Source organism: Ensifer adhaerens (assembly GCF_000697965.2).
Taxonomy (GTDB): Bacteria; Pseudomonadota; Alphaproteobacteria; order Rhizobiales; family Rhizobiaceae; genus Ensifer; species Ensifer adhaerens.
The window spans coordinates 3,594,003-3,614,292 of record NZ_CP015880.1; the positions used below are offsets into that span (position 1 = coordinate 3,594,003).

At 63.7% G+C, this 20,290-nt stretch carries 17 protein-coding genes; 4 read left to right on the forward strand and 13 right to left on the reverse strand.

Features of this window, described 5'->3' with window-relative positions:
• The first annotated feature begins 11 nt into the window (after positions 1–11).
• The gene (gene amaB, locus FA04_RS17460) at positions 12–1,544 is read left to right on the forward strand and encodes an L-piperidine-6-carboxylate dehydrogenase (protein ID WP_034802987.1); all 1,533 of its coding nucleotides are present in this window, start codon (positions 12–14) and stop codon (positions 1,542–1,544) included.
• Between the two features lie 26 nt (positions 1,545–1,570).
• Positions 1,571–2,803, forward strand: coding sequence for a pyridoxal phosphate-dependent aminotransferase (locus tag FA04_RS17465; protein WP_034802990.1), 1,233 nt, complete (start codon positions 1,571–1,573; stop codon positions 2,801–2,803).
• A 34-nt stretch (positions 2,804–2,837) separates the two neighbouring features.
• Here the strand turns inward: FA04_RS17465 and FA04_RS17470 are convergent, their stop codons facing one another.
• Entirely contained in the window at positions 2,838–3,386 is a 549-nt protein-coding gene (locus tag FA04_RS17470; protein WP_034802993.1) for a cupin domain-containing protein, read from the reverse strand.
• 149 nt (positions 3,387–3,535) lie between these two features.
• Between FA04_RS17470 and aptA the strand changes: the two genes are divergently transcribed.
• On the forward strand, positions 3,536–4,873 hold the full coding sequence (aptA, locus tag FA04_RS17475) for an omega-aminotransferase AptA (RefSeq protein ID WP_034802996.1): 1,338 nt from the start codon (positions 3,536–3,538) through the stop codon (positions 4,871–4,873).
• A gap of 111 nt (positions 4,874–4,984) precedes the next feature.
• Here the strand turns inward: aptA and FA04_RS17480 are convergent, their stop codons facing one another.
• The 9 genes from FA04_RS17480 to FA04_RS17520 all read right to left on the reverse strand — a co-directional run bounded on the left by FA04_RS17480 (position 4,985) and on the right by FA04_RS17520 (position 14,912).
• The gene (locus FA04_RS17480; protein ID WP_034802999.1) at positions 4,985–6,250 is read right to left on the reverse strand and encodes a glycerate kinase type-2 family protein; all 1,266 of its coding nucleotides are present in this window, start codon (positions 6,248–6,250) and stop codon (positions 4,985–4,987) included.
• 7 nt (positions 6,251–6,257) lie between these two features.
• Positions 6,258–6,575: a Dabb family protein gene (locus FA04_RS17485; RefSeq protein ID WP_034803002.1), complete on the reverse strand. Its 318-nt coding sequence runs from the start codon at positions 6,573–6,575 to the stop codon at positions 6,258–6,260.
• Between the two features lie 7 nt (positions 6,576–6,582).
• Positions 6,583–8,238, reverse strand: a complete 1,656-nt coding sequence (locus FA04_RS17490) for a GMC family oxidoreductase (RefSeq protein ID WP_034803005.1) — start codon at positions 8,236–8,238, stop codon at positions 6,583–6,585.
• Positions 8,239–8,342: 104 nt separating this feature from the next.
• Positions 8,343–9,122, reverse strand: coding sequence for a 3-ketoacyl-ACP reductase (locus FA04_RS17495; RefSeq protein ID WP_034803008.1), 780 nt, complete (start codon positions 9,120–9,122; stop codon positions 8,343–8,345).
• Positions 9,119–10,618, reverse strand: coding sequence for an FAD-dependent oxidoreductase (locus FA04_RS17500; protein ID WP_034803011.1), 1,500 nt, complete (start codon positions 10,616–10,618; stop codon positions 9,119–9,121). The genes FA04_RS17495 and FA04_RS17500 overlap by 4 nt, the downstream gene beginning before the upstream one ends.
• A gap of 6 nt (positions 10,619–10,624) precedes the next feature.
• Positions 10,625–11,740: an ABC transporter ATP-binding protein gene (locus FA04_RS17505; protein ID WP_034803014.1), complete on the reverse strand. Its 1,116-nt coding sequence runs from the start codon at positions 11,738–11,740 to the stop codon at positions 10,625–10,627.
• Positions 11,741–11,744: 4 nt separating this feature from the next.
• Positions 11,745–12,626, reverse strand: coding sequence for a carbohydrate ABC transporter permease (locus FA04_RS17510; protein ID WP_034803016.1), 882 nt, complete (start codon positions 12,624–12,626; stop codon positions 11,745–11,747).
• Positions 12,626–13,504, reverse strand: a complete 879-nt coding sequence (locus FA04_RS17515; protein ID WP_034803019.1) for a carbohydrate ABC transporter permease — start codon at positions 13,502–13,504, stop codon at positions 12,626–12,628. Before FA04_RS17515 ends, FA04_RS17510 begins: the two co-directional genes overlap by 1 nt.
• A 175-nt stretch (positions 13,505–13,679) precedes the next feature.
• A complete protein-coding gene (locus FA04_RS17520) occupies positions 13,680–14,912 on the reverse strand; it encodes an ABC transporter substrate-binding protein (protein WP_370689582.1) in 1,233 nt (410 codons plus the stop codon).
• Positions 14,913–15,226: 314 nt separating this feature from the next.
• On the opposite strand from FA04_RS17520, the gene FA04_RS17525 reads away from it, so the two are divergent.
• Positions 15,227–16,291, forward strand: a complete 1,065-nt coding sequence (locus tag FA04_RS17525; RefSeq protein WP_034803036.1) for a LacI family transcriptional regulator — start codon at positions 15,227–15,229, stop codon at positions 16,289–16,291.
• Between the two features lie 99 nt (positions 16,292–16,390).
• Here the strand turns inward: FA04_RS17525 and FA04_RS17530 are convergent, their stop codons facing one another.
• Genes FA04_RS17530 through FA04_RS17540 form a run of 3 tightly spaced genes read right to left on the reverse strand, consistent with a single transcriptional unit; the run spans position 16,391 to position 20,290 of the window.
• Positions 16,391–17,899 carry an aldehyde dehydrogenase family protein gene (locus tag FA04_RS17530; protein WP_034803039.1) on the reverse strand — a complete coding sequence of 503 codons (1,509 nt, stop codon included), beginning with the start codon at positions 17,897–17,899 and terminating at the stop codon, positions 16,391–16,393.
• Positions 17,899–18,678 (reverse strand): enoyl-CoA hydratase/isomerase family protein, encoded by a 780-nt coding sequence (locus FA04_RS17535; RefSeq protein WP_034803042.1) that lies wholly within the window; start codon positions 18,676–18,678, stop codon positions 17,899–17,901. The genes FA04_RS17530 and FA04_RS17535 overlap by 1 nt, the downstream gene beginning before the upstream one ends.
• Positions 18,671–20,290, reverse strand: a complete 1,620-nt coding sequence (locus tag FA04_RS17540) for an acyl CoA:acetate/3-ketoacid CoA transferase (RefSeq protein ID WP_090426321.1) — start codon at positions 20,288–20,290, stop codon at positions 18,671–18,673. The genes FA04_RS17535 and FA04_RS17540 overlap by 8 nt, the downstream gene beginning before the upstream one ends.

Below are 20,290 nucleotides of genomic sequence, written 5' to 3' on the forward strand. Positions count from 1 at the left end.
GGAGTCAGACCATGAACATCGCAACCAAGAAAGTCGACGTGACCAAGGAAGCCGCGGCGCTTCTCGAAAAGATGGGCGTCGCCAAGGAACTCTACACCGGCGGCGACATGCCGTCCTATAGCCCGGTCACCGGCGAGAAGATCGCGGCCCTCAAGACGGTTTCGGCCGCTGAAGCCGCCGCCAAGATCGACCAGGCGCATGAAGCCTTCAAGGCCTGGCGCCTGGTTCCCGCCCCGAAGCGCGGCGAACTGATCCGCCTGCTCGGCGAAGAACTGCGCGCCTTCAAGGCAGACCTCGGCCGCCTGGTTTCGATCGAAGCCGGCAAGATCACCTCCGAAGGCCTCGGCGAAGTGCAGGAAATGATCGACATCTGCGATTTCGCAGTCGGCCTTTCCCGCCAGCTCTATGGCCTGACGATCGCCACCGAGCGTCCCGGCCACCGCATGATGGAAACCTGGCACCCGCTTGGTGTCGTCGGCGTCATCTCCGCCTTCAACTTCCCGGTCGCCGTCTGGTCGTGGAACACCGCACTGGCGCTCGTCTGCGGCAACTCCGTCGTCTGGAAGCCGTCGGAAAAGACCCCGCTCACGGCGCTTGCCTCGCAGGCGATCTTCGAGCGCGCGCTCGCCCGCTTTGGCGATGCGCCGGAAGGCCTGTCGCAGGTCCTGATCGGTGACCGCACCGTCGGTGAAGTTCTCGTCGACAACCCCAAGGTTCCGCTCGTATCGGCCACCGGCTCGACCCGCATGGGCCGCGACGTCGGTCCGCGCCTCGCCAAGCGCTTTGCCCGCGCCATCCTCGAGCTCGGCGGCAACAATGCCGGCATCGTCTGCCCGTCGGCCGATCTCGACATGGCGCTGCGCGCCATCGCCTTCGGCGCCATGGGCACCGCCGGCCAGCGTTGCACCACCATGCGCCGCCTGTTCGTGCATGAAAGCGTCTACGACCAGCTCGTTCCGCGCCTGAAGAAGGCCTACGGTTCGGTCTCTGTCGGTAACCCGCTCGAAACCACCGCCCTCGTCGGCCCGCTCGTCGACAAGGCTGCCTTCGACGGCATGCAGAAGGCAATCGCCGAAGCCAAGTCGCATGGCGGCACCGTCACTGGCGGCGAGCGCGTCGAGCTCGGTTATGACAACGGCTACTACGCCAAGCCCGCTCTCGTCGAAATGCCCAAGCAGGCCGGACCGGTTCTCGAAGAAACCTTCGCGCCGATCCTCTACGTCATGAAGTACAGCGACTTCGACGCCGTCGTTGCCGACCACAATGCGGTCGCAGCCGGCCTGTCGTCCTCGATCTTCACCCGCGACATGCAGGAATCCGAGCGCTTCCTCGCCGTCGATGGCTCGGATTGCGGTATCGCCAACGTCAACATCGGCACCTCGGGCGCCGAAATCGGTGGCGCCTTCGGCGGTGAGAAGGAAACCGGCGGCGGCCGCGAATCCGGTTCGGACTCGTGGAAGGCCTACATGCGCCGCGCCACCAACACGGTGAACTATTCGAAGGCCCTGCCGCTGGCGCAGGGCGTGTCGTTCGACATCGAATAATCGGCGCACCCAGGTAGGTAGAGACCATGACCATCAACGCAACGGTCAAGGAGGCGGGCTTTGAGCCCGCCTCGCGGATCTCCTCGATCGGGGTGTCCGAAATCCTGAAGATCGGCGCTCGCGCGCAAGCGATGAAGCGCGAAGGCAAGCCGGTCATCATCCTCGGTGCGGGCGAACCGGATTTCGACACGCCCGACTTCGTCAAGGACGCCGCCTGCGAGGCGATCAAGCGCGGTGACACCAAGTACACCGCCCTCGACGGCACGCCGGAACTGAAGAAGGCGATCCGCGAAAAGTTCCAGCGTGAAAACGGCCTTGCCTACGAGCAGGACGAGATCACGGTTTCGACCGGCGCCAAGCAGATCCTGTTCAACGCCATGATGGCGTCGATCAATCCGGGCGACGAGGTGGTCATCCCGACGCCCTACTGGACCTCCTATTCGGATATCGTCCAGATCTGCGAAGGCAAGCCGGTTCTGATCCCCTGCGACGCCTCCTCCGGCTTCCGGCTGACCGCCGACAAGCTCGAGGCCGCAATCACGCCGAAGACGCGCTGGGTGCTTTTGAACTCGCCTTCGAACCCGTCGGGTGCCGCCTACAGCGCGAGCGACTACCGGCCGCTGCTCGACGTGCTCCTCAAGCATCCGCATGTGTGGCTGCTGGTCGACGACATGTACGAGCACATCGTCTATGACGGCTTCCGCTTCGTCACCCCGGCCCAGCTCGAGCCCCGCCTCAAGGACCGCACGCTCACGGTCAACGGCGTCTCCAAGGCCTATGCCATGACCGGCTGGCGCATCGGCTATGCCGGCGGTCCGCGCGACCTGATCAAGGCGATGGCTGTTGTCCAGAGCCAGGCGACCTCCTGCCCCTCCTCCGTCAGCCAGGCCGCTTCGGTTGCCGCGCTGACTGGTCCGCAGGAGTTCCTGAAGGAACGGACCGCCAGCTTCCAGCGCCGCCGCGATCTCGTCGTTACCGGCCTCAATGCCATCGACGGCCTCGATTGCCGCGTCCCGGAAGGTGCCTTCTACACCTTCTCCGGCTGCGCCGGCATGCTCGGCAAGGTCACGCCCTCGGGCAAGGCAATCGCAACGGATACGGACTTCTGCGCCTACCTCCTCGACGACGCCCACGTCGCCGTTGTTCCGGGCTCGGCCTTCGGTCTCTCGCCGTTCTTCCGCATTTCCTATGCGACCTCGGAAGCGGAACTGAAGGAAGCGCTCAAACGCATCGCCGACGCCTGCGCTCGGCTTTCTTGACGAACTCCGGACGGCGCCGAGGCGCCGTCCGCTCCTAGAACGTCGGCGGCGTACAGGCGCTGATCACTTCGCAAGGCACCGGCCCAACGCAGCGGAAACGATGCGGCCGCCGGCTTTCAAAATAATAGGCATCCCCCGGTCCCAGGATCCGCCGCTCATCGTCGACGGTGACCTCGATGCGGCCCGACAATACGATGCCCCCTTCCTCGCCGTCATGCACCAGCGGCACTTTCCCGGTATCGGCGCCCGGCTGATAGACCTCTTTCAGGATCTGCAGGCTGCGGCCGAAGAGGTTTTCGCCGATCTGGCGATACGAAATCGGCCCCTTGCCGATCTCGACCAGTTCCTCCGCCGCATAGAACGCCTTGCGCGGTCGTTCCGGCTCGAAGGAGAAGAATTCCGCAAGCCCGATTGGAATGCCGTCGAGAATACGCTTCAGCGCACCGACGGAAGGATTGGAGGCGTTCGACTCGATCAGCGAGATCGTCGAATTGGTGACGCCGGCGCGCTTGGCCAGTTCGCGCTGCGACAGATTGTGCATCAGGCGGAGATGACGAAGCCGGCTTCCGATATCGACGGTCATATGATCCGAACCCTTGGTGTTCAGGTTGTTCGAAATAGCGCAAACACGCTACAACGGTACAATAAATTTCAATGACTTAACTGACAGCAGAAAAGGACTTGTTTGGCAAATCAAATCATGGCGTCAATCGCCGAACTCAGGAGGATGCCATGAACCAGCACACCAAACCCAACGCCCCCGTTCTCGACAGCTATTGGATGCCGTTTACCGCCAACCGGCAGTTCAAGCAGGCTCCGCGCCTGCTCGCGTCCGCCGAGGGCATGCACTACACCAGCACCGACGGCCGCACGATCCTCGACGGCACTGCCGGGCTCTGGTGCGTCAACGCTGGCCATGGCCGCCGTCAGATCGCGTCTGCCGTCGAGCGCCAGCTGTCGACGATGGATTTTGCGCCCTCGTTCCAGATGGGCCATCCGATTGCCTTCGATTTTGCCGAGCGCCTCGCCGAAATCGCGCCGGGTCCGGAAGGCCAGAAGCTCGACCGCGTCTTCTTCACCGGTTCGGGTTCTGAATCGGTCGACACGGCCCTGAAGATGGCGATCGCCTATCAGCGCGCGATCGGCCAGGGCACCCGCACGCGCCTGATCGGCCGAGAACGCGGCTATCACGGTGTCGGCTTCGGCGGCATTTCGGTCGGTGGCATCCTCAACAACCGCCGCGTCTTCCCGCAGCTTCCTGGCTCCGACCACCTGCGCCACACGCATGACCCCGCGAAGAACGCCTTCGTCAAGGGCCAGCCGGAACACGGCGCCGAGCTTGCCGACGATCTCGAGCGGCTGGTGGCGCTGCATGGCGCCGAAACCATCGCCGCCTGCATCGTCGAGCCGGTCGCCGGCTCAACCGGCGTGCTGATCCCGCCGAAGGGATATCTTGAGCGTCTGCGCGCCATCTGCGACAAGCACGGCATCCTGTTGATCTTCGACGAAGTCATCACCGGCTTCGGACGCCTCGGCGCCGCCTTTGCCACCGACTTCTTCGGTGTAACCCCGGATATGGTGACGGCGGCCAAGGGTCTCACCAACGGTGCGATCCCGATGGGCGCGGTCTTTGCCAGCCGCAAGGTGCATGACGCGCTGATGCATGGGCCCGAAAACGCGATCGAGCTCTTCCACGGCTACACCTATTCCGGCCATCCGGCCGCCTGCGCTGCCGGTATCGCCACGCTCGACATCTACCGCGACGAGGGCCTCATGACCCGCGCCGTCGAGCTGCAGGACGCCTGGCACGACGCCATGCACTCGCTGAAGGGCCTGCCTCATGTCATCGACATCCGCACGATCGGCCTGATCGCCGGCATCGAGTTGCAGTCGCGCGACGGCGCAATCGGCGCCCGCGCCTACGACGTCTTCGTCGATTGCTTCGAGAAGGGCCTGCTGATCCGCGTCACCGGCGACATCATAGCCTTCTCGCCGCCACTGATCGCCGAAGAGAAACATTTTGGCGAGATCGTCTCGATCCTCGGCGATGCGCTGAAGCGCGCCAAGTAAGCCCAAGCGACGCACGACAAGGCAACGCCGCCGCCGAAGATCTCGGCGGCGGCGTCTGCATTTCGATTGCACACCTGAATCCGGCTAACGTCTCTACGCGCGAGGCGCGTCCTAACGAATCAACAGCGCCCGGAAATCGTTGACGTTGGTTCCGGTCGGTCCGGGCACGAAGAGATCGCCGCTCACGTCAAAGGCCGACCAGGCGTCGTGCCGGGTAAGATGTAGACGTGGATCGATGCCAGCCGCCCGCATGCGGGCAATGCTCTGCCCATTTGCAAAGGCACCGGCATTGTCTTCGGAGCCGTCGATGCCGTCCGTATCGGCGGCAAGCGCATCGATCCCCGACACGCCGTCGATATCGAGCGCCAGCGACAACAGGAACTCGCTGTTGCGCCCGCCCTTGCCGTAGTCCTTGCCCGAAATCGTCACCGTCGTCTCACCACCGGAAAGCAGTACGACCGGCTTGCCAAACGGCCGGTCTCTCAGCGCCACTTCGCGGGCAAGCGCTGCATGCATGCGACCGATATCGCGCGCTTCACCCTCGATCGCGTCCGAGAGTATATGCGCCTCGATGCCGAGTTCGCGCGCCTTGGCCGCCGCCGCTTCGAGCGAAACGCTTGCCGAAGCAACGACGTGACACTCATGCGCGGCAAACCGCGGATTGTCCGGATCGGGCGCTGCAGCGGCCTCCGAGCGCAGATGCGTCACCACTTGGTCGGGAAGTTCCATGCGATAGCGGGCAACGATCTCCAGCGCCTCGGCCGCCATGCTGCGATCCGGAACGGTCGGCCCCGAAGCGACGAAGGCCGGGTTGTCGCCGGGTACGTCCGAAACGACCAGACTAACGACACGCGCCGGAAAGGCGGCTGCAGCGAGCCGCCCGCCCTTTATCCGCGACACGTGCTTGCGAACGACGTTCATAGCCGAGATCGGCGCGCCGGAGGCAAGCAGCGCCTTGTTGACGGCGATCTCGTCGGCGAGCGTCAAACCCTCAGGCGGCGCCGGGAGCAGGGCCGAGCCGCCACCGGAAATCAGCGCGATGACCAGATCGTCCGCCGTCAAACCGGCCACGGCCTTCAGCAAGGCATCCGAGGCAGCAAGCCCCGCCTCATCCGGCACCGGATGAGCCGACTGCAGCACAGTGATCGTCTCACACTGTTCGATCGGTCCATGACGGGCGACGACCGTTCCGGAGAAGGGATGCTTCCAGAGCTTCTCGAAGGCGGCGGCCATCTGGCTTGCCGCCTTGCCCGCGCCGACGACCACCGTCCGCCCTTTCGGCGGGGCGGGCAGATGCGCCTTGATCGCCTCATAAGGATCGGCGGCTCGAACGGCTTCCTCGAAAAGCCGGGTCAGGAAGAGGCGCGCATCGATCATGGCGTCCTCAGCCGGCGATTTCGAGATCGTAGACGAAGATGCCGGCAATGCCGCCCTCGGCCGCAGCAACGATCTTGGCGCCGGTCTTGCGGTGCTCCTCGTCTTCCAGATAGGCATCGCGCGCCGCCGCGTCAGTGAAGTCGACGATGAAGCCTTCGGCAAAGCCCTTGTCCATGCCCACTTCCGGGCTGACATTGGCGCCGATATGGGCGGCAAGAAATCCCTGTAGCCGGGCCTTCAGCGCGGCAATCTCCCCGAAGATCACCGCCTTCTCCTCGCTGGAGATTTCGGGGCGGAAGCGAATGAAGACACAATGGCGGATCATGGGGACCTCAACGGATATCGGCGCGGGCGCGCGGGCGGCTGTCGTTGCGTTCGTGGGCGAAGATCGCCGGCGGCAGGGGCTGGCGCTCGCGGATGATGTCGGCGCCCTTCTCCCCCATCATGATCGTCGGCCCGTTGGTGTTGCAAGAGGGAACGCGCGGCATCACCGAGCTGTCGCAGACGCGCAGGCCTTCAAGGCCACGCACCTTGAGATCGAGCCCGACCACCGCCATCGCGTCCGTGCCCATCTTGCAGGTGCCGACGGGGTGATGGTCGGTCTTGGCGTTGGCGCAGCCGTAGTCGAAGAACTGCTCGTCGCTGACGACCGAATTGCCCGGCAGGCGCTCCGCCAGCACGAAGGGCTTTAGCGCCGCCTGCTGCATGATCTCGCGGGCGATCTTCAGGCCTTCGATCGACATCCTGCGATCATGCGGATCCTCCCAGTAGTTGGGATCGATCAGCGGCGCTGCCGCCGGATCGGAGGAGGAAAGCCGCACCGTTCCGCGCGAGCGCGGATGCAGATAGGCGGAGTTCAGCGTCACGCCGGCATTCTTCAGCTTTTCGACGCCCGCCTCGATGCCCGAGCCGAGACCGAGATGGAACTGGATATCGGGCGAGCGGGCGTTCGGATCGGCATACCAGAAGCCACCGGTCTCAAACAGCGACGACGCCACCGGGCCCGAGCGGAAGAGCACGTATTGCAGGCCAGCCCATAGCGTACGATGGAGTTTTGCGACGCCGTCATACGTGTGGTCGCCGGTGCATTCGGAAATGACAAAGAGATCGAGGTGATCCTGCAGGTTGCCGCCGACACCCGGTAGGTCATGTTTTACCGCGACACCCACCGATTTCAGGTGATCGGCAGGCCCAATGCCGGACTGCAACAAGAGCTTGGGTGAACCGATGGCGCCGGAAGTTACCAGCACCTCGCGCTCCGCCCGGATGATCTCGCTGCCCTTGCCGGTGACGACTTCGACGCCGACGGCACGTGTACCCTCAAGCACGATCCGCGCCACGCGCGCGCCGGTGCGAACCGTCAGATTGCGGCGATCCTTGATCGGCGAAAGATAGGCAAGCGATGCGCTCGAGCGGCGGCGATTGCGCTGGGTGAGCTGATAGAAGCCGACGCCCGCCTGCTGGCGACCGTTGAAATCGTGATTGTAGGGAATGCCGAGTTCCTGACCGGCGCGGATATAGGCGTCGCAGATCGGCAGCGCCGCCGTGGGCATCGAGACACCGAGCGGGCCGCCATAGGCGTGATAGTCGTCGGCAAAGCGCTGGTTGTCTTCTGAGCGCTTGAAATAGGGAAGCACGCTGCGATAGTCCCAGCCGGTGCAGCCGTCTTCGGACGCCCAGAGGTCGTAGTCGGCGGCGTTCCCGCGGGTATAGAGCTGGGCATTGATCGACGAGCCACCACCGATGACCTTGGCCTGGGTATAGCGTAGCACCCTGCCCTTCATGTGCTTCTGCGGCACGGTCTCCCAGCCCCAGCTGGCAACGCCCTTGGTCATCTTGGCAAAACCGGCCGGCATATGAAACAGCGGATTCCAGTCGCCGCCACCGGCCTCCAGCAAAAGGACACGGACCGATGGATCCTCGGAGAGGCGATTGGCGAGAACGCAGCCGGCCGGGCCGGCGCCGGTGATGATGTAGTCGTAGCTCATTCCCTGTCTTCCCTCCGCCGTCACCAATTTGGAACGTTCCAAATTTTCGACGTGTTCAATTCAAATCCTGCCCGCTTGCGAGCCTCAATAATCCTGCGCGTTTCCTAGAGACGGCCGATCGAAAGCCCGCCATCCGCCTGGATGACCGAGCCGGTGGCAAAGGCGAATTTGCCGCCGGCAAGCCCGGCCGCGATATTGCCGATGTCATCGGGCTCGCCCCAGCGCCGCATCGGCACCAACCCGCCGTCAATCAAGCCATCGTATTTCGCCGAGACGCCGGCGGTCATGTCGGAGCGGATGATACCCGGCCGGATCTCGAAAACCGAGATGCCGGTATTGGCAAGCCTGAGCGCCAGCCCCTGGCTGAAGGCGGCAAGGCCGGCCTTGGTCATGCAATAGTCGAGCCGCTCGGGCGACGTCATCGTTGCCGAAACCGAGGTGATGTTGATGATCGACCGCGGTGCTACATCAGCCGGATCCGTCAGCATCGAGACGAGCACGGCCTGGGTGAAGAATACCGTTCCCCGCAGGTTGGTGGCGACGATCGTGTCGAAATTTTCCGGCAGCAGATCGAGGAAATCACCCCGCATCACCGAGGCGATGCCGGCATTGTTGACGAGGCAGCGGATCGGACCGAGCTCGGCGCGAACACGCTCGACAGTCGCCGCATGGCCGCTGATATCGGCAAGGTTCGCTTCGATGTAGATCGCCCGGCCGTGGTCGCCGGAAAGTTCCGACAGCGTCTGGGCGGTCGTCGCGTCCGCCGCACCGAGGCCGGTGAGCGCAATATCGAAGCCCTCGCGGGCGAGCGCACGGGCGACGCCGAGACCGATGCCGCGGCGGCCGCCGGTGACGATGGCGACGGGGCGCGTCGATGACGTCATGATCGAAACTCCCTAGTGGCGATATGGTCGGCGACCCTGAGCGCCTGGGCAGCAACGGTCAGCGCCGGATTGACGGCCGCCGATGTCGGCAGGAAGCTCGCGTCGACGACGAAGAGGTTCGGGTGGTCGTAGGCGCGACAGTAGGTGTCGAGCGGCGCATGCTTCGGGTCTTTGCCCATCCGCACCGTGCCGCACTGGTGTGACGGCGTGCGTTTGTCGAAAGCCTGGGACAGCACGATCGGATAGCCGGCTGCCTTGAAATGCGCGCGCATCTTCGCTTCGAGCCCGGACAGCGCCTCCATGTTCGAGCGTCGCCACTGCATGATGATGCCGTTGCCGTCGACCATGATGCGGCTTTCCGGGTTCGGCAGGTCCTCCGTCATCATGTACCAGTCGACCGCATGGCCGGCCATGAAATCGAAGGCAAACCGCGGCGCCCAGAGGGGCGCATTGGCCTTGAGGATGTCGCCGTTGATCTTGCCGAGCAGCTGGACGTTGCCGAGCGGCAGGCCATCCCTGCTGCCGGTGAGGTAATAGTCGTTCAGCATCAGCGTCTTCTGGTAGATGCTGTCGTTGCGCTTGAACGGGTTGATTGCCAGCATGGCGCTGCAATTGTGGTTCATGAAGTTGCGGCCGACCTGGTCGGAGGCGTTGGCGAGCCCCTTGCCGTCGCCGGACCGCAAGAGGATGGCGGCCGAATTGATCGCGCCCGCCGACAGGATTACCAGCTTCGGCGACAGCTTCTTCTTCTCGCCCCTGTGGGTGTAGTGGATCGCCTCGATCCGGCCGCCGGGTCCCGCCTCCAGCGTGTCGACATGCGCCGAGGTGATCAGCTCGATATTGGGATCCTTCAGTGCGGAAGCGAGCGATGCGGTTTCAGCGTCCATCTTGCCGTTGCCGGTGTTCGGAAACCCGTCCCAGGGCGTGCGCCCGCCGGCAAGCCAGGCGTCGATGTCGACGCCGAGCGGCAGCGTTGCCGGATTGAGCCCCTGCGCCTTCAGCTCTGCACGGGCCCGCGCAATCGCCGGCTCGTCCGGCACCGGGCCGAAAGTGTAAGGCGAGCTGTGGAACGGCTCCGTCGGGTCGTCGCCCAATTCGCCGCGCACCTCGAACAGCTGCTCGGCCTTGCCGTACCAGGGCTCCAGCTCCTCGTAAGGGAAAGGCCACGCCGGCGAAACGCCGCCGAGATGCTGCATCTCGGTGAAATCTTCGGCCCGGTATCGCAGGAGCACCGCACCGAAGAGCTTGGAATTGCCGCCGACGAAGTAGAAGTTTCCGGGGTTGAACTCGGTGCCGTCGGGTTCGCGCCACATCTCCCTCGGGCGGAAGTGGCCCTTGACGAAGATCGAGCTGTAGCTGCGCGCCTCCGGCGTATCGGGCAGGCGGTCGCCACGCTCGAGGATGGCGATGCGGGCGCCGGAGCCGGCAAGCCCCGCCGCAAGCGTGGAGCCGCCGATCCCCGACCCGATAATGACGATGTCCGGCTGCTCCTGCATCGTTGGTTACGCGATCCGCTGCTGGCTCTGCGGATCGAAGAACACCGCCTTGTCGAGATTGAAGGCAAGGCGCGAGGTCTGCCCGGGCGCGATGCGGGCATCGGCTCTCAGCCGGGCAACGATTTCCTTGCCGCCGAGACGGGTGACCGCAAAGGTATCGGAGCCGGCCGGCTCGACCACCTCGATCAGGCACTCGCCCTCGGCGACCACCTTGGCATTGCGGTCGGCGCCATCAGGATCGGTCAGCGCTTCCGGACGGATGCCGAAGACGACGTCCTTGCCGGCATAGGCAGACAGTGCGCCGTTGGCCTGAGGCACCGCAAGCTTCAGCGGCTCGGCATTCGGACGCGTCAGCGTGACCGCAATGTCGGAGCCGCTCTTTTCGATCCGCGCCGTCAGCAGGTTCATCGCCGGCGAGCCCATGAAGTCGGCGACGAACATGTTGGCCGGGTTGTTGTAGATCTCGGCCGGCGTCCCGAACTGCTGCAGCACGCCGTCCTTCAGCACCGCGATCTTGGTCGCCAGCGTCATCGCCTCGATCTGGTCGTGGGTCACGTAGACGATCGTCGTCTTCATGCGGTTGTGCAGCCGCTTGATTTCGGTGCGCATGTCGACGCGCAGCTTTGCGTCGAGGTTGGAGAGCGGCTCGTCGAACAGGAAGACCTGCGGGTTGCGCACCAGCGCTCGGCCCATGGCGACGCGCTGGCGCTGGCCGCCCGAGAGCTGGCTCGGCTTGCGATCGAGCAGATGGCCGATCTGCAGCATTTCCGAGACCTGCTTGATCGCCTTTTCGCGCTCCTCCTTCGGCACGCCGCGGATTTCCATGCCGAAGGCGATGTTTCCGGCAACCGTCATGTTCGGGTAGAGCGCGTAGGACTGGAACACCATGGCGATGTCGCGCTTCGAGGGATGCAGATCGGCAACCGAGCGACCGTTGATGGCGATCTCGCCCGATGTGATCGGCTCCAGACCGGCAATGGTGTTGAGAAGTGTGGACTTGCCGCAGCCGGAGGGGCCGACCAGCACCAGGAAGCCGCCTTCTTCGATCTCCAGGTTGATATCCTTCAGGATCTCGAGCGAGCCATAGGATTTGCGCAGGTTGCTGATTTTCAAGAAAGACATGAGCTTATCCTTTCACGGCGCCCGACATCAGCCCGCGAACGAAGTAGCGGCCGGACACGATGTAGACGATGAGCGTTGGCAGGGCGGCGAGGATCGCGCCCGCGAAGTGGACGTTGTATTCCTTGACGCCTGTCGAGGACGAAACGAGGTTGTTCAGCGCGACCGTCATCGGCGTCGAATAGGGGCCTGAGAAGGACGCGCCGAACAGGAAGTCGTTCCAGATGTTGGTGAACTGCCAGATGACCGAGACGACGATGATCGGACCGGAGGACGGCAACAGGATGCGCCAGAAGATCTGGAAGAAGCTGGCGCCGTCGATCTGCGCTGCGCGCACCAGCTCGGTCGGGAACGCTTCGTAGTAGTTGCGGAAATAGAGCGTCGTGAAGCCGATGCCGTAGATCACATGGACGAAGATCAGGCCCCAGATCGAACCGGCTATCCCAAGGATGCCGAGGATGCGTGCCATCGGGATCAGCACGATCTGGAACGGGATGAAGCATGAGAGCAGCAGCATGCCGAAGAAGATGTTGGCACCGGGGAAGCGCCACTTCGTCAGCACATAGCCATTGAGTGCGCCGATGATCGTCGAGATCGCCACGGCCGGCACGACCATCAGGATCGAGTTGATGAAGAAGGGTTTCAGGCCGGTCGGCTGCACGCCGATCTGCGCCGTCGACCAGGCCTGAAGCCACGGCTCGACTGTAAAGGTCTGCGGCAGGTTGAGCATGCCGCCCTGGCGGATCTCGTCGAGCGGCTTCACCGAGTTCACCAGCATCACGTAGAGCGGCAACAGCGAATAGAGCGCAAAGAGGATCAGCGCGGTGTAGATCAACGCGCGGGTGAGGCGGTTGTGCGAAATGATGTTGTCTGGGCTCGGAGCGCTCATCAGCGTCGTGCTCCCCGGATTTCGGAATAGAGATAGGGAACGATGATCGAGAAGATCATCACCAGCATGATGATCGCCGAGGACGCGCCGATGCCCATCTGGTTGCGGGTGAAGGTGTAGGAATACATGAAGGTCGCCGGCAGTTCGGTCGCCTGGCCGGGGCCGCCGCCGGTAAGCGCGATGATCAGGTCGTAGGCCTTGATCGCCAGATGCGCGAGCACCACGAATGCGGAAAGAAACACCGGCCGCATCAGGGGAATGACGATCCGGCGATAGATCGTCGAGGTCTTGGCGCCGTCGATCTGCGCTGCCTTGATGATCTCGTTGTCGACGCCGCGAAGGCCCGCAAGGAACATCGCCATGATGAAGCCGGTCGACTGCCAGACCGCGGCAATGACGACGCAGTAGATCGCGTAGTTGCGGTCCTTGATCCAGTTGAACGAGAAGCTCTCCCAGCCCCAGAGGTGCATGGTGTTCTCAAGGCCGATGCCGGGATCGAGGAACCACTTCCAGGCCGTTCCGGTCACGATGAACGAGAGTGCCATCGGGTAGAGGTAGATCGGCCGCAGGAAACCTTCGGCCCGGATCTTCTGGTCGAGCAGGATTGCCAGCCCAAGGCCGAGCACGGAGCAGATGGCGATATAGAGCGCGGCGAAGATCGCCAGGTTGCTCACCGCCCGCCACCAGTGCGGCAGCGCCCACAGCTTCGAATAATTGCTTAACCCGACGAAATTGTAGGACGGCAGCATCTTGCTGTCCGTCATCGACAGAAAGCCGGTATAGGCAATAAAGCCATAGACAAAGATCAGGACGATGAGGAAGCTCGGGGCAAGCACCAGCTTCGGTATCAGGTCCTGCAGGCGACTGCGGCTATCCATGAACGTTCACCACTTCTGGCGCGGCCGTCGGGAAATCCCTGATATCGGCATCCGCGCGAGGTTCTGGGTATCAAAGCGCCCCTCCCCGTGTCCTGTTGGCCACGGCGGTTCGACGGCGCCTGCATGTCGGAATGGGGTGTCCGGGGCGCCTAGAGTGCGCCCCGGAGCGAGCCCGTTACTTCGCGGCCTCGACGGCCGAGACCAGTTCCTTGACGGCCTCTTCGGACGTCAGTTCGCCGTTGAACTCGCGCGTCACGACGTCGTAGATCGCGTTCTTCACGGCAGCCGGGTTGGCATGGCCATGGGCCATGGAGCCGAAGAGCTTGCCGTTGGTGTTGGCCTCTGCCAGGTCCTTGATGCCCTTCTTGCCGCAGGCGTCGAAGTCCGTGTCCGGAACGTCGGTGCGGGCCGGGACCGAGCCCTTGACCACGTTGAAGGCCGACTGGAAGGTCGGGCTTTCGATCGCCGAAGCCATGGCGAGCTGGGCCGGAACCTTGTCGTCGGCAACCTTGAACATCGCGAACTGGTCGGAGTTGAAGGTCACGGACCCTTGCGTACCCGGGAAGCGCATGCAGACGAAATCGGTGCCCGGCACCTTCTTGGCCTTCAGGAATTCGCCCTTGGCCCAGTCGCCCATGAACTGCAGGCCGGCCTTGTTCTCTATGACCATGGCGGAGGCGAGGTTCCAGTCACGGCCCGAGAAGTTGTCGTCGACATAGGAGCGCAGCTTCGTCATGCGGTCGAAGGCTTCCTTCATCTTGTCGCCGCCGAGCGCTGCCGGGTCGAGATCGATGAAAGCCTGCTTGTAGAAGTCGGTGCCGAGCGAAAGCACGACGGCGTCGAAGATCGTCGCATCCTGCCAGGGCTGGCCGCCATGGGCGATCGGGGTGATCCCCTGGGCCTTGAAGTTGTCGAGCAGGGCAACCAGTTCGTCCCAGTTGGTCGGCTCCTTGCCGCCAGCCTTGTCGAGGGCGGCCTTGTTGATCCAGACCCAGTTGGTCGAATGCACGTTGACCGGCGCTGCGATCCAGTGGCCGTCATACTTCGAGAATTGCTGCAGGGCGGTCGGGATCACCTTGTCCCAGCCTTCCTTGGAAGCGGTCTCGTCGAGGTTGCCGAGTGCGCCTTCCTTGGCCCAGTCGAGAATGTCGAAGCCGAGCATCTGCACGGCGGTCGGAGCGTTGCCTGCGGTGACGCGAGCGCGCAGAACCGTCATCGCTTCCGTACCGCCACCGCCGGCAACCGGCATGTCGGTCCAGGTGATGCCCTTGCTTTCCAGGTCCTTCTTCAGAACGTCGAGTGCGGCGGCTTCGCCACCGGATGTCCACCAGTGCAGAACTTCCACATTTTCGGCTGCGCGCGCGGCGGTGGCCGCCATCATCAGCGCCACAACGGCCGTCGTCGTCATCAACTTGCGCATCGTTTTCCTCCCGTTTGCAAGTTAACGAGGCGGAACCTCCTCCACCCCGGAATTCGCGCCGCTTCAGCCAGCGGCTGGCCATTTAAAACGTTATAAATTCAGCAAGTCAAGCATTCCGCCATTTTGTATTTTAGCACCTTCGGAACCGTTTGAATTTACTGAATTATACAGCTCACATTAGCTATTGCAGTGCAGCACACCATGCCGCGATGCGAGATTTAAAACGTTTTCATGATTCGATTGCCTAAGCCCTCGCACCACGATACAAACACCGCTCCCGCCCGCGTTCAGAAAGACTAGCATTGGCCGATCCCTCCAAGCCCGCCCACGCCGAAGACATTGGTTCTGCCGTCAAGCGCGGCAAGCCGACCCTTCGCACGATCGCGGAAATCACCGGCCTTGCGGTCACCACCGTTTCGCGTGCCCTTTCCGATGCGCCGCAGATCTCGCTCGATACCCGCAAGCGAGTGCGCGAGGTCGCAGACGAGATCGGCTATTCGCCCGACCGCGCCGCCCAGCGCCTGAAGACCGGCCGCACCAATGTCATCGGCGTGCTGCTCGACCCGCACGAGGAAATCCTCGGCTACGGCACCTCGATCATGAGTGGCATCGCCAAGGCACTTCAGGGCACGGCCTACCACCTGATCGTCATGCCGAACTTCCTGAACTCGACCAATGTCGAAGCGGTCAACTACATCACCCGCAACGCGATGGCCGATGGCCTGATCTTCTCGCGCACGGAACCGCTCGATCCCCGGGTCCGATTGCTGTCCGATCTCGGCTTTCCCTTCGTCACCCATGGGCGCACGGAGCTTTCCACCCCACATCCCTATGTCGACTACGACAACTTCACCTTTTCCTACCAGGCGACGAAGCGCCTGATCGCCAAGGGCAGGCGCAAGCCCGCACTGATCAGTGGCCCCGCCGATTTCACCTTTGCCGGCCATCTTCAGCACGGCTTCATGACCGCCGTGCGCGAGGCGGGCTGCGCCTACGAAATCCTCTCGGGCATCGATCTCGACAGCCCGGCAGGCGCCATCCGCGACCGCGTGCGCCAGCGCTATGCCGAGCCCGATCCGCCGGACAGTTTCATGTGCGGCGGCGAAGTCTGCGCGCTCGCAACCATCACCGGCATGAGCGATTGCGGGCTGACGCTCGGACGCGAATACGACATCGTCGCCAAGCAGACCTCGCATCTCCTGAGCGCCATCCAGCCGCAGGTCGAGACGATCTACGAGGACCTGACGGCGACCGGCGAGGACATGGGCCGGGTGCTCCTGCAGAAGATCGGCGGAGAAAGCGACGTCAGCAAGCTGCAGCTGCTGCTCTGTCCGCAGATCCCATCGAGCTTCGGCGCGGCCGGCTGAGCGGGCGAACACGGTACGCAAGGCGGCGTCACGTGACGCTGCCTCCTGCCCCAATGTTCTCCCCATCGTCCGCATGTCCTCTCCTCCCCTGTTTCAGCCTTAGCGCGGCATCCACCAGCCGGTACGCGGCCCCATATGCATGTTGAGCGTCTTGGTCTCGGTGTAATCCTCGACCGAATGCCGGCCGAGTTCGCGGCCGAGGCCGGACTGGCGGTAGCCGCCGAAGGGCAGTTCCGACGCGCCATCCATGAAGGTGTTCATCCAGATGGTGCCGGCGCGCACGCGGCGGCCGATCGTCAGGCAGGTGTCGAAGTCGCGGCTCCACACACCGGCCGAAAGACCATAGTCGATCGCATTGGCGATGCCGATCGCCTCTTCCGTCGTCTCGAAGGTCAGCACCGAGAGAACCGGGCCGAACACTTCCTCGCGCGCCACCGCCATGTCCGGGCGCACGGAAGAAAGGATCGTCGGAGCCATGAACTGGCCCATGCCGAGATCGAGCGCGGTGCCGCCATGGGCAACCGCAGCGCCATCCTTCGAAGCAGCAGAAACATAGCTGGCGATCTTTTCCAGATGCTGCGGCGTGATGATTGCGCCGACCTGGGTTTCCGGATTGAGCGGATCGCCGACCTTCACCTTGGCCGAGAGCTCGGCGATGCGGCGCGTCACCTCGTCGGCGATGTCACGGTGCAGGATCAATCGCGAGCCGGCATTGCAGCATTCGCCGGCATTGAAATAGGCGCCGAAGACGGCGGCATCGATGAATTCGTCGAGATTGGCGTCGGGGAAAACGATCTGCGGGTTCTTGCCGCCGAGTTCCAGCGAGACCTTCTTCAGCGTCTGGGCAGCATTGGCCATGGTCAGGCGGCCGACGCCGGTCGAGCCGGTGAAGGACACCATGTCGACATCCGGATGCGTCGTCATTGGCGCGCCGACCTCCGGCCCCGTGCCGGTGATGATGTTGACCACGCCGGCGGGAACGCCGGCGGCTTCGAGGATTTCACCGAGCAGCAGCGTCGAGGCCGAGGTCAGCTCGGACGGCTTGACGACAGTGGTGCAGCCAGCGGCCAGCGCAAAGGGCAGCTTCTGGCTGACGATCAGGAACGGGAAATTCCAGGGCGTGATGATCGAGACGACACCGATCGCCTCGCGCAGCACGACGCCAAGTGTACCGTCACCGAGCGTGTTGTAGCTTTCGCCATGCAGATCGCGGGCGAGAGCCGCGGCGTAGCGCCAGATATCGGCGGCACCGCCGAGTTCGCCCTTGGCTTGGCTGATCGGCTTGCCGGATTCGATCGCATCGAGATAGGCAAGCTCATCGGCGCGCTCGGCAATGATATCGGCTGCGCGCAAAAGCACCAGCGAACGCTGCGAAGCGGTCATGCGCGGCCAGGTGCCCTCGTCGAAGGCACGGCGTGCGGCAGCAATCGCTTTTTCGGCGTCGGCCTTGGTGCCCGCCTGATAGCGGCTGACGACGACGCCGTGGCCCGGCGCCACGCGCTCGATCGTACGGCCCTCGGCGCTGTCCACCCATTTGCCGTCGATCAGCATCTGGAAGGCGCGAACCTTTTGGCCCTCGATCGGCTTGGGTTTCACGAGCACGGTCATTACCATTCTCCCTTGAATTGGGCTTCACGCTTTTCGGAGAAGGCGGCGACACCTTCCTTGAGGTCGCCGGTCTTGGCGACAAGGATCGAGCCGAGCGCTTCGACTGCGGATCCGTTGTCTTCGCCATTCGCCGAAGCGAGCATCAGTTTCGAAATCTCAAGCGCCGCAGGCCCGCGCTTGGCGACACGCGCCGCGTAATCGCGGGCAGCGGCCAGCACCGTGCCCGTCTCGACGACGGCATCGACCAGACCTTCGCGCAGAGCAGCCTCGGCGGTGAACATCTCGCCGCCAAGCACCATGCGCCTGACGATCTGGGCGCCAAAGCGAGAGACGAGGCGCTGCGTGCCCGACCAGCCGGGAACCATGCCGAGGCTCGTTTCCGGCAGGCCGATCTTGATCTGCGCTTCGGCCAGCCGGATATCGGCCGCCGCCGCCAGTTCCAGCCCGCCGCCAAGCGCATGGCCGTTAAGAGCGGCGATGACGGGCATGCGCAGCGTCGCCAGCCGCTCGAACACGCGATGACCGAACCGTACCCAGTCATGCCCGAAGGCAGGCGCATCCATGCCGCCCCAGGCTTTGATGTCACCGCCGGCCGAAAATGCCTTGCCCTCGCCGGTGAGGATGACGACACGCACATTGCGGTCGGCTTCAATCTCGTCGCAAGCCGATGCCAACGCCTTCAGCATGTCGATATCGAAAGCGTTGAGCTTTTCCGGACGGGCGATCGTCATGATCGCGACAGCACCGTCGACGCCGATGCGGATACGGCCCTCAGCCACGGTCGCCTCCCTGAAGCCGGCGCGCCGGCTTCTTCGGCAGTTCAAGACCAAGCAATGCATCCTGGAACAGACCCGCATCCATGGTCTTCAGTCTGTCGGAAACGATCATTGGGAATTCCGACTGGTCGAGAATATGCGCCTGCAGGTCGACCCCCGGCGCGATCTCGGTCAGCATCACGCCCTCGGGCGTCAGCTTCATCACGCAGCGCTCGGTGACATAGGTGATGTCCTGGCCCTGCTCGATACCGCGACGGCCTGAGAAGGTGACGTGTTCGACCTCGTTGACCAGCTTCTTCAGCTTGCCTTCCTTTTCGATCACCAGTTTGCCGTCGGCGACCGCGAGCTTGGCGCCGGCATTGAACATGCCGGAGAAGGCGATCTTCTTCGCCCGTGCCGTTATGTCGACGAAACCGCCGGCGCCGGCCGTCACATGCGGGCGGAAAGAGAGTTTCGACACGTTGACCGAGCCGTTGCGATCGATCTCAAGGAAGGAGAGCAGCGAGGCATCGAAGCCGGCGCCCTGGAAATAGGTGAACTGGTAGGGCGAGGGCATGAAGGCATCGGCATTGGACGCGCAGCCGAAGGCGAAGTCGAGCAGCGGCACGCCGCCGACAGCGCCCTGCTCGATCACCCAGGTGACCGCACCGTGCAGCCCCTCTTCGAGCAGGATGCGCGGCACATTGGCCGAAATGCCGAAGCCGAGATTGACGGCGCTGCCGGCTTCAAGCTCCTGCGCCACGCGGCGGGCAATGACCTTCTGGATATTGAATTCCGGCACCCGGAAACTGTCGAGCGGCCGGAAGATCTCGCCGGAAATCGCCGGATCGTAAAGCGTCTGGGTCGTCTGTTTCTGGTCGGGATCGACGATGACATAATCCACCAGCACGCCCGGCACGCGCACGTCGTGGGGTTTCAGTGAGCCTTCCTTGGTGATGCGCTTGACCTGGGCAATGACGATGCCGCCATTGTTGCGGGCAGCGAGCGCCTGGTCGAGACCACCGAGATAGGCGCCCTCGTGCTCATAGGTGAGATTGCCGCGCTCGTCCGCCGTCGTCGCGCGGATGATCGCCACTTGCGGCGCGATCGCCTTGAAATAGAGCCAGTCCTCGCCTTCGAACGAGACCTTCTTCACCACAGGCTCAGCCGCGGCCGAAGCATTCATGGCGCAGCCTTCGCGCGACGGATCGACGAAGGTGTCGAGGCCGATCTTGGTCATCACGCCCGGGCGCTTGGCCGCCGCCTCGCGGTGCATGTCGAAGAGGATGCCGGAGGGCACGTTGTAGGCTGCCACTTCGTCAGCGCCGATCATCTGCCAGATCAACGGCGGTTCCGCACTCGACGGACCCGAGGGATAGGAGCCGCCGATGATCTTCTTCAGCAGACCCTTCTTGGCGATATAGTCGACGCCCTTGATGCCGCTCATGTCGCCGGCGGCAATCGGATGCAGCGTCGTCAGGTCGCGTGGGTGGCCGGTCGTCTCGAACCGCTCGCCGATCGCCTTGAGCATCAGATCCGGGCAGCCGAGGCCGCTGGACGAGGAGACCGAAACCACCGCGCCATCCGGGATCAGGGCAGCCGCTTCGGCCGGCGAGATGTGCTTGTTCATCGACAT